This window comes from Aquipuribacter nitratireducens, assembly GCF_037860835.1.
Lineage (GTDB): Bacteria > Actinomycetota > Actinomycetes > Actinomycetales > JBBAYJ01 > Aquipuribacter > Aquipuribacter nitratireducens.
The window spans coordinates 313640-327270 of the sequence record NZ_JBBEOG010000004.1 but is presented as its reverse complement, the minus strand read 5'-3'; the positions used below and the strand labels follow the sequence as shown (position 1 = coordinate 327270).

The window sequence follows — 13631 nt, the reverse complement described above, 5'->3', positions numbered from 1 at the left end:
CGACGTCCCGGTCACGGGTCAGGAGGGCCGGGCGACCGCGTCACGAGGTCGCCCTGCTGCCGTCAGGAGCGCGCGTCGGCCGGGGACTGGACCGGCACGGTCGGCCCGGTCGGCCCGGTCGGCCCGGTCGGCCCGGAGGCCGTGGCGGCTGTCGGGGCGTCCGTCCCGTCGGCCGTGGCGGCGGGCACCTCGACCCACAGCATGGCGACGTCGTCACGCAGCCGACCGGCGGCGTGGGAGCGGACGGCCGCGAGCAGCGAGTCGAGGACGACGTCCCCGGGGAGCGGGGCGGTCGGGCGCAGCGCCGCCGGGAGGTCGAGGAAGCGACCGTCCCGCGCGCGGGCCTCCGTCACGCCGTCGGAGTGGAGCAGCAGCGCGTGCGGGCGGACGGACCCCCCGAGTCGCAGCGGTCGCGGCGCGACGGTCCCGGCACCGAGCCCGAGGGGGACGTCGACCGGGAGCGTGCCCTCGCGCGCGCCGACCCCGGCCAGCACCTGCGGCTGCGGGTGACCGCACGTGACGCCGCGGACGCCGGCCGGGGAGATCTCGAGGACGACGGCGGTGACGAAGTCCTCCGTCTGGCCCTCGGTGGCGACGAGGACCTCGAGGGCGCGGACGACCTCGCGCAGGTCCGGCTCGCGGCGGGCGGCGTCGCGGAAGGCGCCGAGGGTGTAGTTCGCGAGCCGCACGGCGGCGAGGCCCTTGCCGCGGACGTCGCCGAGGACGACCCGCACGCCGAAGCGGGTGTCGAGCACCTCGTAGAAGTCGCCCCCCACGTCGGCCTCCGCGTCCGCCCCGACGTAGCGCGCCGTGACCTCGAGCCCGCCCACGCGCGGCGGCAGCGGTCGGATGACGGCGTCCGTCATGGCCGCCACGACCTGGGAGGCGCGGGCGAGCCGCCGCTCCGACCGCAGGCGCTGCCCGGCCGCACCGGCAGCGAAGACCGTGAGGACGGCGATGACGACGAGCCGGGCGAGCTGCGCCGTCACCTGACCGTCGTCGGCCTGCAGGCCGTACAGCCCCGCCGCGACGAGGGCGCTGGCCCCCGTGACGACCGCGGTGAGCGGCGACCCGAAGACCGCGGACAGCATCGGCACCGCGACGAGCACGCCGACGTAGGCCGTCTTGGGCCCCTCGACCTCGTCGGCGACGAGGATGGCGGCGATCAGCGCCAGCGGCAGGACCAGCGAGGTCCAGGGCCGCTCGAGCGACGCCCACCAGGGCGTGCGGGTCGGCATCGGCCCCTCCTCGTGCCTGGTTCCGTCCTGTCCCGGTGTCCTGTCCCGGTGTCAGACTGTCAAGGCTGCCGGGGCGGGTGTCGGCGGGCAAGTCCGTGCGACCGGGGCGGGTCAGGGGTCGCCGCGCACGACCAGCACGTCGGCGAACGCCGGGTCGTGGCGGCTCGTGAAGCGGTGCTCCCCCGGGCCGGGTGCGGTGAACGTCGTGAGGGTGCGACCGGGGACGACGACGTCGAACGACCCGTCGGCGGCCGTCAGGGTCACCTCGGTGGTGCTCTGGTTGTAGACCGTCACGGGGCCGCCGGCGCTGGCGACGGACCCGACGTGGAACCGGTCGTCGTCGACGAGCACCCCGACGGACAGGTCGCCGTGGTCGTGGCCGCTCATGTCCGCCAGCAGCTCCTCGGCCGGCTCCTCGGCCGCGGGCACCGGGGCCGCGGGCACCGGGGCCGCGGGCGCCGGGGCCGCGGGCGCCGGTGCCGTCGGTGCCGTCGGGGTCGTGGCCGCCGGGGCGTCGGTCACCGCGGGCGGCGGCGAGGCCGCGAGGGCGACCGCGGCCCCGATGGTCGCCGCCATGACGACGACCTCCACCCCGAGGAGGCGGCGGAAGGCGCCCGGGCGGCCCTGGCGCAGCAGCGGGAGGGTGGTGCGCCGGTGCCACCACCCGAGAGCGACGAGCACGGCCAGGAGCGCGACCTTCGACAGGAGCAGGGCGCCCCACCCGGAGCCGAGCACACCGAGAGCGCCGAGCCCACCGGTGCCGCCGCCGACCCCGGCGCCCGTGAGGACGGGCACGGACGCCACGCCGCTCCCGACGACGACGCCGACGCAGCCGACGGCCAGGTGGGAGAACCGGGTCGCCGCCGACACCGGGTCGGTGAGCCAGGCGCGGTGCCGCAGGAGCCCGACCACGCCGCCCACCCACACCGCGGCCGCGACGACGTGCGCCGCGAGCAGCCACACCACCCCGCCGTGGCCGTCGCCTCCCGCGCCGTGCCCGCCGACCACCGGGAGCACCGCGGCCATGAGCACCGGGACGAGCAGGAGCCGGGCGTGCCGGGCGCTCCGTGCCCGGGCCGCCACGAGGGCGGTGACCCCCAGGACGAGCGCGGCCGCGAGCGCGGGCCGGGCGACGGGCAGCGCGGCCACGTCGAGCAGGGCACCCGGCGGGACCCGGTGGACGGGCACGGCGAGCAGGGCGCTCGCGGTGAGCGGCAGCCGCAGCAGCTCGAGGCCGCACCACGCGGCCGCGAGCGCTGGGACGGCGGCGAGCGCCCGGCGTGTGACGGCCGGCGGTCCGCCGGGCGCCGCGCGCGCGAGCAGGCCCGCGACGACGAGCTCCCCGACCAGCACGACGGCGACGACGCGGGTCGCGAGAGCCACTCCCGACCTCGCCCACCCCGTCACCGGACCCGCGTCGGGCAGTCCGGCGGAGGCGGGGACCGGGGCACCGCCGCCGACCGCGAGGCCGAGCGCACCGACGACCAGGGCGACCCCTGATGCCGCGACGACGAGGGCCGCGGCCCGGCTCCGGACGCGGTCGTCGCCGCGACGCACGGGGACCCGCGGGAGGACCGCCACGGCGCCGCCCACGTCACACCTGCCGGGCGAAGACGACGACGTTGTCCTCGAACCGGCCCGTGCTCTCCGCGATCGTCCCGCCGCACGTGATGAGCCGGAGCTCCGGGCCTGCGGTGTTGCCGTAGACGGCGAGCGTGGGGAAGGAGTCCTTCGGGAACTGCTGGAGCTCGTAGACCTCGAAGGTCGCCGTGGTGCCGTCCGCCCGCTCGACGTCGACGCGGTCGCCGGGGCGTAGGTCGCCGAGGTCGTGGAAGACCGAGGGGCCGCGTGCCCGGCTGCTGACGTGGCCGAGGAGGACGGCCGGTCCGACGTCGCCGGGTCGCGGGGAGCCGTCGAACCACGCGGCGGTGTCGAAGTCGGGGCCCTCCGGGACGGCCAGCCGGCCGTCGGGCTGCAGGCCGAGGTGGAGGAGGTCGGAGTCGACGTCGATGGTGGGGATCCGCACGGCGACGGGGGCGGCCGCGGGGTCGGGCGCCCGGATCGCGCTCGGGGCCGTCGACGTCCGAGCCGACGGTGCGACCGGTGAGGCGGGGGCGGTGGGCGCCGCGGTGGTGGGTGCCGGCTCGGTCGGCAGCGCGTCCGGCGCGGGGCGGGGCGCGGCGATCCCGCCCGCGGGTACCGCGGGCGGCGCTTCGGCGTCCCGGCCGACGAGCCCGACGACCAGCGCGGCGGCGCCCGTCACGACGAGCACCACGGCGAGCGCGGTCACGGCCACGGTGCGGCCGGGACGCCGGGCGGCGCGGTCCTCGCCGCGCCGCCCGGCGTCCGCCGTCATCAGCTGTCGTCCGCCGTGCGGCGACGGGCGACGAGGTAGGCGCCACCGGCGAGCGCGAGCGCCCCACCGGCCGCGAGCGCGATGTTGCGCCCGGCCGCCTCCGCCTCACCGGTGTCGACGCCACCGGCCGGCATCTCGGTCATCTGCGAGGCCTGGAGGACACCGCACAGCGCGGGGTCGGTGGCCTCACCGGGCAGCGACGGGTCGAGGTCGGACGCGCCGCGCTCGCCCTCGGAGTACGCGCCGTCGCCGTCGTGGTCGACACCGTGGACGACGACGACGGCCTCACCGGAGAGGATGTCCTCGGCGACCTCGGCGCTCACCTCGACGTCGCCGCGCGAGTAGCTGATGTCGTCGCCCACACCGAAGCGGTCGACGGCCAGGCCGGAGTCGGGCGAGGTGTCGCCCTCGGTGGTGAGTGACACGACGATGCCGCCGTAGAAGGGCGCGCCCTCGCTCGTGGTGAGGAACCCGTCGCCGTCCTCGTCGGCGTCGGCGGTGGGGCACTGGCCCATGGCGTCCTCGCCGTAGTGGATGTGGGCGGCGTGGGGCGCGTCGGCGAGCAGGCCGGAGGCCGCGAGCGTGAACTCGAGGGTGGTGCCGTCCACCTGGACCATGGCCGAGCCGGTGCCCCCGGAGTCGTTGAGGGGCGCGAGGTCCGCCTGGGCGGAGCCGTTCGTGCCGGAGGCCAGTGCCGGGGCGGCGGCGAGGAGCAGGGCGGCGGCGCCGGCCGCGGGGGCGGCGACGGCGAGTCGGGTGCGGAGCATCGTGGTGTCCCTTCGTCTGACGAGTCCCGCGCGGGGCGGGCGGTCAGGAAGGGGTCCGGCACGGGCGGCGGGGCGGATTGGTCCGGTCGCGCCGGACGCCGCCCGATCCCGCCCCGCCGAGCGGCGGCGCGGCTCAGCGCGCGCCGAGCGTGGCCTCGAGGTCGTCGAGGACGAGGTTCGCGGCCGTCACGCCGATGCCGAGGAACCACGTGTCGTCGGGCACCTCGTGGACGTCGCCGCGCTCGACCGCGTCGAGCCCGCCCCACAGCGGTCCGCCGGTGACGGCGGCGAGGTCGGTGTCAGCGGGGTCGCCGTAGGCGGCGTAGAAGACGACGTCGCCGTCCGCGGCGGCGATCGTCTCCTGACCGGCCTCGACGAACGTGTCGCCCTCCCGTTGCGCGGCCGGGCGCGCGAGGCCGGTGTCGGCGAGCACGGTCCCGATGAAGGACGTCGGCGTGTAGAGGCGCACCTGCCCGGGCAGGAAGCGCACGACGCTGACCTCGACCGACGCGGGGTCACCGCCGCTCACGTCCTCACCGACCTCCGCGGCGCGGGACTCGTACGCGGCGAGCAGCTGCTCGGCCCGCTCCGTCTCACCGAGCGCCTCGGCCGCGAGCCGGAGGGTCTCCTTCCACGAGTCGCCGACGTCGCCGGCCATGACGGTCGGCGCGATCGCCGACAGCTCGTCGTAGAGGTCCTCGTGGCGGACCGTGTTGGACAGGACGAGGTCGGGCTGCAGCGCCGCGATCGCCTCGAGGTTCGGCTCGCCGATGGTGCCGACCGGCTCGGTGTCCTCGAGGGCGGGTTCGAGGTACTCGACGAGGGACTCCGAGACGTCGGTCGTGACGGCACCCACGGGCGTCACCCCGAGGGACACGACGGCGTCGAGCTCGCCCGTGTCGAGCACGACGACCCGCTCGACGTCCGCAGGCACCTCGGTGGTGCCCATGGCGTGCTCGACGGCGCGGCTGCCGGCGTCGGTGGCCTCGGCGTCGACCGTGGGACCGGGGTCGACGGTGGCGGGGGCGGGAGTGGCCTCGGGGGCGGCCGTGCCGCCGCAGGCGGCGAGGGCGAGAGCGAGGCCCAGGGCAGCGGGCAGGGTCAGGGTCGTGCGGGGTCGCACAGGTCCTCCTCGGACGGGGTGGTGGGACCGTCGCTCACTCGGCGACGACGTCGGGGTCGGGCTGCTCGGTGACGAGGACGCGCTCGAGCTCGTCGAGGAAGGCGGCCATCTTCCCCCAGGCGGCGCCGACGGTGGCCGTTCCGTCGACGACGTGGAGCTGGTCGGCCTGCGAGGCGGCGAGTCCCTGCACGAGCGGCGCGTCGAGGAACGCCTGCAGCGTCGGGTCGCCGGCCTCGCCGGAGAAGTCGAGGACGACGACGACGTCCGCGTCGTGCGCCGGGACCTGCTCGAGGCTGTACTCGCCGCTCTCGTACGGCTGCGACTGGGGGTCGGGCCGCAGCAGGTCGAGGTCGGCCATGACGGTGCCGACGGCCTGGCCGTCGTCACCCCGGTAGAACTGGCCCGCGTCGCCGGTGGTGAGGACGGAGACGCTCAGCTCGTCGCGGACGGGCTCCAGCTGCTGCTGCAGGTCGGCGATGCGCGCCTCGTACCCCTCGAGCCGCTGCTGCGCCTGGTCCTCCTCGCCGACGAGCCTGCCGATGTCGAGGAGCGCCTCGGTCAGGGGCCGGTCGAAGATCTGCACGAGGACGGTCGGCGCCATCTGCGAGTACTCCTCGTACGTCTCGTCGAACTCGTAGCCGACGATGAGGTCGGGTCGCTGCGCGGCGACGGCCTCGAGGTTCGGCTCGCCGTAGGCGCCGACGAACTCGACGCCGCTCGTGTCGTAGCCCTCGACGCGCCGGAACGACTGCTCACCGTCGTCCCCGACGAGCCCGGCACTGGCGACGGGCGTGACGCCGAGCTCCAGGAGCGGGAGCAGGGCGTTCTGGTCGGTCGTCGTCACGATGCGCTGCGGGTCGAGGGGCACGTCGGTGGTGCCCGCGGAGTGCTCGAAGGCGAACGTGGCCGCGCTGGCCCCCGGCGAGGCCGCCGCGCCGGCCGAGGCGTCGTCATCGGCGGTGGTCGACCCGCAGGCCGTGAGCAGGAGAGGGGCAGCGAGGGCGAGCGCAGCGTGAGCCGGCCGGGGTCGCCGTCGGTCGACGGGAGGTGTCACGGGTTCTCCTCGGGTGCAGGTGGGCAGGAGGCAGCAGCCCCCGGGCGGCGAGAAGCCGGGGTCATGGGGCTGGGACGGACGGTCAGGTGGCCAGGGACTTCTCCAGCCACCACAGCTGTCGCTCCGCACAGCCGGCGGGGTCGCGTAGCGAGCACGTGGTGCACACGCGCTTGGTCCCCCGCTCCGGCGGGAAGCGGGCGTGGTACTCGCGCAGGGCGTCGGTCATCTCCTCGTCGGGGACCGGGTCGGGGTCGGGACGCTGGTACGCGAGGCAGCAGCCGCCCTTCTGGCCGAGGTAGGCCCGCCCCCACGACGTCGACACGGTGCGGACGCTCGGGCTGACGCGCCAGGGGGCGCCCGGCGCCTGCAACGCCGCTTGCAGCCGCGCCACGGCGTCGTCACGGACGGGCAGCTGCGGCTGGTAGAGCGTCGCCATGCCGACCTCGTCGGCGACCTCGGCCCACAGCGCACGGGCGCCGACGCGGGCCAGGCCGCGGACGGCGTCGACGAGGGGGCGGACGGCGCGCACGAGCGCGTCGACGGTCCGCGTCACGAGCTCGGCCTCGTCCGCGACCAGCTCCACCCGGTGCTGTCCGGGCGGGACGGGGACATCCGCGAGCCGGGCCCACGGGTGCTCCGGCGTCACGAGGAGCGTGGCGCCGCGCACGTCGAGCCGGTCCGCCCACCCCTCGGGGTCCTGCCGCCAGCGCAGGCCGTCACCACCGACGCCGACGGTGTCGGCGAGCAGGCCGGCACCGCCCGCCGCGAGGACGAAGCCGACGACGTCCGCGACGCGACCGGCCGTCCACGTGACGACCCACTTCGCCACCATCTGCGTCGTGCCGCCCTCGCGGGCGTGGACCTCCGCGTGGAGCCGCGCCAGGCCGCCGTCGAGCAGCTCGCCGTACGTCACCCAGCGGTGGGAGTCGGCGTCGGGCCCGTCGTGGCGGGCGAGGTGGGCGTGGAGGTGCTCGTCGAGCCACGCGCGAGGGGTGGGCGCGGCGAGCAGGGGCTCGGTCGCGCTCCGGTGCGCGCGCTCGGGTGCCAGCGTCACGAGTCCGTCTCCCCGACCTCGGTAGCGAGCACGCGGCCGCCGCGGCGCCCCAGGGGCACGACCATCGGGGTGCCGGTGACGGGGTCCGGCACGACCCGGGACCGGAGCCCGAACACGTCGGCGACGAGCTCCTCGGTGACGACCTCGGCCGGGGTCCCCTCCGCGACGACGCGACCGTGCTTCATCGCGACGAGGTGGTGGCTGTAGCGGGCGGCCTGGTTGAGGTCGTGGAGCACGAGGACGACCGTCCGCCCCTCCTGCTCGTTGAGGTCGGCGAGCAGGTCGAGGACCTCCACCTGGTGGGCGAGGTCGAGGAACGTCGTCGGCTCGTCGAGGAGGAGGAGGTCGGTGCCCTGGGCGAGCGCCATCGCGATCCACACCCGCTGGCGCTGCCCGCCGGACAGCTCGTCGACGTGGCGGTCGACGAGGTCGGCGGTGCCGGTGGCGAGCAGCGCGGCCGCGACGGCGGCGTCGTCGTCACGACCCCACGGCCGCAGCCACGACTGGTGGGGGAAGCGGCCGCGGGCGACGAGGTCGGCGACGGCGATGCCGTCCGGCGCGACCGGCTGCTGCGGGAGGATGCCGAGGCGGGTCGCGACCTCTCGTGTGCGCATGCGGGCGATGTCGCCGCCGTCGAGCACGACGCGGCCGGTCTCCGGCCGCAGCAGGCGAGCGAGGCCGCGCAGGAGCGTCGACTTGCCGCACGCGTTCGCGCCGACCACGCACGTGATGCGACCGGTGGGGATGCGGACGTCGAGCCCGTCGACGACCCGACGGCCGTCGTAGCCGAGCGACAGCCCCTCGGCGGCGAGCCGGGCCGCCACGGGCACGGCGCGCGAGCGGGGGGCGGCGTGCAGGAGCGTCATCAGCCGGTCCTTCCGACACGGTTGGCACGGGCGAGCAGCCACAGCAGGTACGGCGCACCGACGAGACCGGTGACGATGCCGACGGGCAGCTCGGTGGGGGCGAGCGCGGTGCGCGCGACGAGGTCCGAGAGCAGGACGAGGAGCGCTCCGGTGAGCGCGGCGGGGACCATCGTGAGGGGCGCGCCGACGAGACGCCGGGCCACGGGTCCCGCGACGAAGGCGACGAAGGCGACGGGCCCGGCGACGGCCGTCGCGACGGACACGCACGCGACGGCGACCACGACGAGCGCGGCGCGCGACGCCTCGACCCGGACGCCGACGCCGCGGGCGGTGTCGTCGCCCAGCTGCAGGGCGCGGAGCCGGGGGGCGAGCGCGAGCAGGGCCGGCACCAGCACGGCGAGGGCGACGGCGAGCACCTGCACCTCGTCCCACCCCCGGCCGTTGAGCGAGCCCGTGAGCCAGACGAACGCCCGCTGGGCGTCGGTGATCTCCGCGCGCGTGAGGAGGTAGCTCGTGACGGCGTTCAACATGGCGGCCACGGCGATGCCGACGAGGACGAGCCGGTAGGCCGAGAGGCCGCGCCGGTAGGCGAGCAGGTAGATGGCGGTGGTCGTGAGGAGGCCGCCGAGGAACGCCGCGGGAGCGACGAGGGACTGGTCGACGCTCACGCCGAGCGCGGTGCCCGCGACGAGGACGGCGACGGCCGCGACGGTCGACCCGGCGCTGACGCCGATGACGTCGGGGCTCGCGAGCGGGTTGCGCGCGAGGCTCTGGAAGACGACCCCGCCGAGCGCGAACGCGACGCCGACCAGGACGGCGGTGAGGGCACGCGGCAGGCGGAGCGTGCCGACGACGAAGGCGGCGTCGTCACCACCCCGCCCCACCAGCGCGGCCGCGACATCCCGCAGCGGCAGGGCGAACTCGCCCGTGACGAGCGAGACCGCGAACGTGACGGCGCAGCCGAGGGCGAGCAGGACACCGACGACGACGGCGCGGCCGCGACCGGTGGTACGGCTGCGGCGGACGCCGGCGACGACTGCGGCGACGTCCGCCGCCGTCGTGGTCCGCGCGGCTCGCTCGATCGTGGTGGTCGCCATGCTCACACCTGCGCGAGGGTGCGTCGGCGGACGAGGGCGATGAAGACCGGGGCACCGACGACGGCCGTGACGATGCCGACCTGGAGCTCGCCGGGACGCGCGACGACCCGGCCGAGCACGTCGGCCGCGAGCAGGAGGGCGGGGGCGAGCCCGGCGGAGTACGCGAGGACCCAGCGGTAGTCGGGGCCGGTGAGCGCGCGGGCCACGTGCGGCACGGTGAGCCCGACGAACGCGATGGGCCCGGCGGCGGCGGTGGCGGCGCCGACGAGCAGGACGACGGCGACGGCCGCGGTGACGCGCGTGAGCCCGACGCGGGCACCGAGGGAGCGCGCGACGTCGTCGCCGAGGGCGAGGGCGTTCAGGGCCCGCCCGGACAGCAGGGCGACGACGGCACCGACGGCGAGGAAGGGGGCCACCTGCGCGGCGACGTCGAGGCCGCGGCCCGCCACGGACCCCACCGCCCAGAAGCGGTACTGGTCGAGGGTGGCGCTGTCGAGCAGGAGGAACGTCGTCGTGACGGACACGAGGAAGGCGGTGACGGCCGCTCCGGCGAGGGCGAGCTTCACCGGCGTCGCACCGTCGCGCCCCATCGCGCCCAGGCCGTAGACGACCACCGACGTCACCGCCGCCCCGGCGAAGGCGAACCACACGTGACCGGTGACGGAACCGACACCGAAGGCGAAGATCCCGACGACCACCGCGAGCGCGGCGCCGGCGGAGACGCCGAGGATGCCGGGGTCGGCGAGCGGGTTGCGGGTGAGGCCCTGCATGACGGTCCCCGCGAGCCCGAGCCCCACGCCGACGAGCAGGGCGACGACGGTGCGGGGGACCCGCAGGGACTGCACGATGACGTGGTCCTCCTGCGCGGGGTCGTACGTCGTGAGCGACTGCAGCACCGTGTCGAGCGGGATGGGCTTGGACCCCACGGCGAGGCTGAGGAGGCAGAGCACCGCGAGCCCCGCGACGAGACCGAGCAGGCCGGCGGCCCGACCGGTGACCGAGGGCAGGAGGCCGCGGCGGGCGGCGGGTGCCGCGACCGGACCGGCCGGACGGGTCGTCGTCGTCGTCACGCGCACCTCCTCATTTCGTCGCTGCCTCGGATCGCTTGTCGGTGAGGCTAACCTAACTTGGCGTCGCCGCGGAGGTCACGAGTGTTCACCGACGGTTCACCACCGGTCTACGTCGCGTTGCCCGGCCTGTCCGCTCCGCCCGCTTCGCTCCCCTCGTCCGACCGACCGTCGCCCGAGGAGATCGCCGTGCCCCGCTCCGTCACGACCGCCACCACCCTCACCGTCGCCGCCACGCTCGCCGCGCCGGCCGTGCTCGCCGCGGTGGCAGCCGTCGCACCCGCCGGACCGTCGGAGCGGTCGACGCAGCCTGTCGCGGCGGCTGGGGAGCGCGCCCGACCGGCCGAGGCCACCGAAGCCCTCGTCTTCGGCCACCGCGGCGCCAGCGGCTACCGCCCCGAGCACACGCTCGAGGCCTACCGCCTCGCCGTGGCGATGGGCGCGGACTACATCGAGCCGGACCTCGTGCCGACCAAGGACGGCGTGCTGGTCGCGCGGCACGAGAACGAGATCAGCGGCACGACCGACGTCGCGGACCACCCGGAGTTCGCCGAGCGGCGGACGACGAAGACCGTGGACGGGGTGCAGTACACGGGCTGGTTCACCGAGGACTTCACGCTGGCGGAGCTGCGGACGCTGCGCGCCGTCGAGCGCATCCCCGCCACGCGTCAGGAGAACACCCTCTACGACGGTCGCTACCTCGTGCCCACCTTCGACGAGGTGCTCGCGCTGGCGAAGGCGGAGAGCCGCCGCACCGGCCGCACGATCGGGGTGGCGCCGGAGACGAAGCACCCGTCGTACTTCGACTCCATCGGGTTGTCGATGGAGGAGCCCCTCGTCCGCTCGCTGCGGCGGGCCGGTCTCGACCGGCCCGGGGCGCCCGTCGTCGTGCAGTCCTTCGAGACCGCGAACCTCCGCGAGCTCGACGAGCGCACCCGCGTGCCGCTCGTCCAGCTCGTCGCCGGCAGCGGACGGCCGTGGGACGTCGTCGAGGCGGGCGGGACCACGACGTACGCCGACCTCCTCACCGACGAGGGCCTGACGGAGGTCGCCACCTACGCGGAGTGGATCGGTCCGGACAAGAACCGCCTGGTGCCCCGTGCCGCCGACGGCACGCTCGGCGCCCCGACCGACGTCGTCGCCCGCGCCCACGCGGCAGGTCTGCAGGTCGTGCCCTACACCTTCCGCAACGAGAACCAGTTCCTGCCGGCGGACCTGCGCGTCGGGACGGCCCCGGACGACTACGGCCTCGCCTTCGAGGAGTACGAGGTGTTCTTCGACCTCGGTGTGGACGGCGTCTTCTCCGACAACCCCGACACCGCCGTCGCCGCGCGCGACGAGGGGTGACCCCGGGGCAGAATGCCCCCGTGAGCCACGACCTCATCGACACGACCGAGATGTACCTCCGGGTCGTGCTCGAGATGGAGGAGGACGGCGTCGTGCCGATGCGCGCCCGCATCGTCGAGGCGCTGGGGCACTCCGGGCCCACGGTGTCGCAGACGGTGGCGCGCATGCACCGGGACGGGCTCGTCGACCTCACCGACGACCGCCGCCTCCAGCTCACCGAGGAGGGGCGCCGGATCGCGACGGGCGTGCTGCGCAAGCACCGCCTCGTCGAGCGCCTCCTCGTCGACGTCATCGGCCTCGAGCTCGACCACGCGCACGAGGAGGCGTGCCGCTGGGAGCACGTGGTGTCCGACCGGGTGGAGCAGCGGCTCGTCTCGCTGCTCGGCGACCCCGACACCTCGCCCTTCGGCAACCCCATCCCCACGCAGGCCGACGGCACCCACCCGCTGGGCCCCGCCGAGGGGCAGCTGCCCCTCAGCGAGGTGTCGGGCCCGGGCCGCTACCGCGTCGTCCGGCTCGGCGAGCCCGCCCAGAGCCCCCGGGCGCTCCTCGTCGCGCTCGTCGAGGCGGGGGTCGTCGCCGGCGCCGAGGTCGAGGTCGCACCCGACGACGGAGCGCACCTCGTGTGCCGACCAGGGGGCAACCCCGTGCGTCTCGACGAGCCGCCGAGCCGGCACGTCCTCGTCCAGCCGCTGGGCTGAGGCGCCCGCGCACCGGCCGGGCTCGCGCCGGCTGGCGCTCGCGCCGGTCCGGCGTACCGTCCCGCGTCATGACCCCATCCCCTGCCGGTGCCTCGGGCGACGCCCGCGAGGCCTACGAGGACGTCAAGGACTCCGACGAGGTCGACGCGCTGCAGCGCATCGGTCGGTACGGCTACGTCGTCTACGGCGTCTTCCACGTCGCCCTCGCCGTCCTCATCTTCCGGCTCGCCTTCGGCGGCGGCGGGGACGCCTCGACGAGCGGCGCCCTGCGTCAGCTCGCGCAGCAGCCCTTCGGGATGGTCCTCATCTGGGCCATCGCGCTCGGGCTCGTCCTCCTCGTCCTCTGGCAGGCGATGGAGGCCGTCCTCGACCCCGACGACGCGGGAGGCAAGGGCCGGGCCAAGGCCGCCGGCCGCGCGGTCGGCTACGGCATCGTCGCCTTCGTCGCCGTCCGGCTCGCCCTGTCCGGCGCCTCCGGCGGCGGGTCCTCCGGCGGCTCCGGGGAGGAGACCCTGACGGCGAGGCTCCTCCAGCTGCCGGCCGGGCAGCTGCTCGTCGGTGCGGTCGGCGTCGGGATCCTCGTCGTCGCCGGCTACCACGTGTACAAGGGCTACAGCCGCAAGTACATGGAGGACGTCGAGACGCTCGACCTGTCCCGCCGGGCGCGCAAGGTCGTCGACATCAGCGGCCGCGTCGGGTACCCGGCCAAGGGCGTCGCCTACGCGACGATCGGCGTCCTGTTCCTGCTCGCGGCCCTGCGCGGCAGCAGCGAGCAGGCGGGCGGCCTCGACGAGGGCCTCTCGACGCTGCGCGACGCGCCCTTCGGGCCGTACCTCATCGCGCTGATCGGGCTCGGCTTCGCGCTCTTCGGCGTCTACTGCCTCGCACGTGCCCGCAGCGCGGGGGACGCCACCGGCTTCGTGTGACGGTCCGGCCGGGGGCGCGCCGCGGCCCCCGGCCC

Annotated in this window: 13 protein-coding genes; 3 read left to right on the top strand and 10 right to left on the bottom strand. The window is 76.1% G+C overall.

Annotation, left to right across the window (positions count from 1 at the left end; all coding sequences use genetic code 11):
- Window positions 1-62 precede the first annotated feature (62 nt).
- The 10 genes from WAB14_RS10270 to WAB14_RS10225 all read right to left on the bottom strand — a co-directional run bounded on the left by WAB14_RS10270 (window position 63) and on the right by WAB14_RS10225 (window position 10625).
- A complete protein-coding gene (locus WAB14_RS10270) occupies window positions 63-1238 on the bottom strand; it encodes a PP2C family protein-serine/threonine phosphatase (RefSeq protein ID WP_340269530.1) in 1176 nt (391 codons plus the stop codon).
- Between the two features lie 111 nt (window positions 1239-1349).
- Window positions 1350-2831, bottom strand: coding sequence for a CopD family protein (locus WAB14_RS10265; protein WP_340269528.1), 1482 nt, complete (start codon window positions 2829-2831; stop codon window positions 1350-1352).
- Window position 2832: 1 nt separating this feature from the next.
- Window positions 2833-3594, bottom strand: coding sequence for a class F sortase (locus tag WAB14_RS10260; protein ID WP_340269526.1), 762 nt, complete (start codon window positions 3592-3594; stop codon window positions 2833-2835).
- Window positions 3594-4361, bottom strand: coding sequence for a CHRD domain-containing protein (locus tag WAB14_RS10255; RefSeq protein ID WP_340269525.1), 768 nt, complete (start codon window positions 4359-4361; stop codon window positions 3594-3596). Before WAB14_RS10255 ends, WAB14_RS10260 begins: the two co-directional genes overlap by 1 nt.
- Before the next feature lie 133 nt (window positions 4362-4494).
- Window positions 4495-5484: an ABC transporter substrate-binding protein gene (locus tag WAB14_RS10250; protein WP_340269524.1), complete on the bottom strand. Its 990-nt coding sequence runs from the start codon at window positions 5482-5484 to the stop codon at window positions 4495-4497.
- Window positions 5485-5518: 34 nt separating this feature from the next.
- Window positions 5519-6538 (bottom strand): iron-siderophore ABC transporter substrate-binding protein, encoded by a 1020-nt coding sequence (locus WAB14_RS10245; RefSeq protein WP_340269523.1) that lies wholly within the window; start codon window positions 6536-6538, stop codon window positions 5519-5521.
- A gap of 82 nt (window positions 6539-6620) precedes the next feature.
- Complete coding sequence (locus WAB14_RS10240) at window positions 6621-7592, bottom strand: hypothetical protein (RefSeq protein WP_340269522.1); 972 nt, start codon at window positions 7590-7592, stop codon at window positions 6621-6623.
- The gene (locus WAB14_RS10235) at window positions 7589-8458 is read right to left on the bottom strand and encodes an ABC transporter ATP-binding protein (RefSeq protein WP_340269521.1); all 870 of its coding nucleotides are present in this window, start codon (window positions 8456-8458) and stop codon (window positions 7589-7591) included. Before WAB14_RS10235 ends, WAB14_RS10240 begins: the two co-directional genes overlap by 4 nt.
- Window positions 8458-9555 (bottom strand): FecCD family ABC transporter permease, encoded by a 1098-nt coding sequence (locus WAB14_RS10230; RefSeq protein ID WP_340269520.1) that lies wholly within the window; start codon window positions 9553-9555, stop codon window positions 8458-8460. The genes WAB14_RS10235 and WAB14_RS10230 overlap by 1 nt, the downstream gene beginning before the upstream one ends.
- Window positions 9556-9557: 2 nt before the next feature.
- On the bottom strand, window positions 9558-10625 hold the full coding sequence (locus WAB14_RS10225; protein ID WP_377002768.1) for a FecCD family ABC transporter permease: 1068 nt from the start codon (window positions 10623-10625) through the stop codon (window positions 9558-9560).
- A gap of 186 nt (window positions 10626-10811) precedes the next feature.
- Between WAB14_RS10225 and WAB14_RS10220 the strand changes: the two genes are divergently transcribed.
- The 3 genes from WAB14_RS10220 (at window position 10812) to WAB14_RS10210 (ending at window position 13596) form a co-directional block, all read left to right on the top strand.
- Window positions 10812-11969 (top strand): glycerophosphodiester phosphodiesterase, encoded by a 1158-nt coding sequence (locus WAB14_RS10220; protein ID WP_340269518.1) that lies wholly within the window; start codon window positions 10812-10814, stop codon window positions 11967-11969.
- 20 nt (window positions 11970-11989) lie between these two features.
- The gene (locus tag WAB14_RS10215; RefSeq protein ID WP_340269516.1) at window positions 11990-12670 is read left to right on the top strand and encodes a metal-dependent transcriptional regulator; all 681 of its coding nucleotides are present in this window, start codon (window positions 11990-11992) and stop codon (window positions 12668-12670) included.
- Window positions 12671-12738: 68 nt separating this feature from the next.
- On the top strand, window positions 12739-13596 hold the full coding sequence (locus WAB14_RS10210) for a DUF1206 domain-containing protein (protein WP_340269515.1): 858 nt from the start codon (window positions 12739-12741) through the stop codon (window positions 13594-13596).
- Window positions 13597-13631: the final 35 nt, after the last annotated feature.

Excerpts from the sequence above, each read along its gene's own strand:
- WAB14_RS10270 (WP_340269530.1), bottom strand. The coding sequence starts at position 1,238 with ATGCCGACCCGCACGCCCTGGTGGGCGTCGCTCGAGCGGCCCTGGACC.
- WAB14_RS10260 (WP_340269526.1), bottom strand. The coding sequence starts at position 3,594 with ATGACGGCGGACGCCGGGCGGCGCGGCGAGGACCGCGCCGCCCGGCGT.
- WAB14_RS10255 (WP_340269525.1), bottom strand. The coding sequence starts at position 4,361 with ATGCTCCGCACCCGACTCGCCGTCGCCGCCCCCGCGGCCGGCGCCGCC.
- WAB14_RS10235 (WP_340269521.1), bottom strand. The coding sequence starts at position 8,458 with ATGACGCTCCTGCACGCCGCCCCCCGCTCGCGCGCCGTGCCCGTGGCG.
- WAB14_RS10230 (WP_340269520.1), bottom strand. The coding sequence starts at position 9,555 with ATGGCGACCACCACGATCGAGCGAGCCGCGCGGACCACGACGGCGGCG.
- WAB14_RS10210 (WP_340269515.1), top strand. The coding sequence starts at position 12,739 with ATGACCCCATCCCCTGCCGGTGCCTCGGGCGACGCCCGCGAGGCCTAC.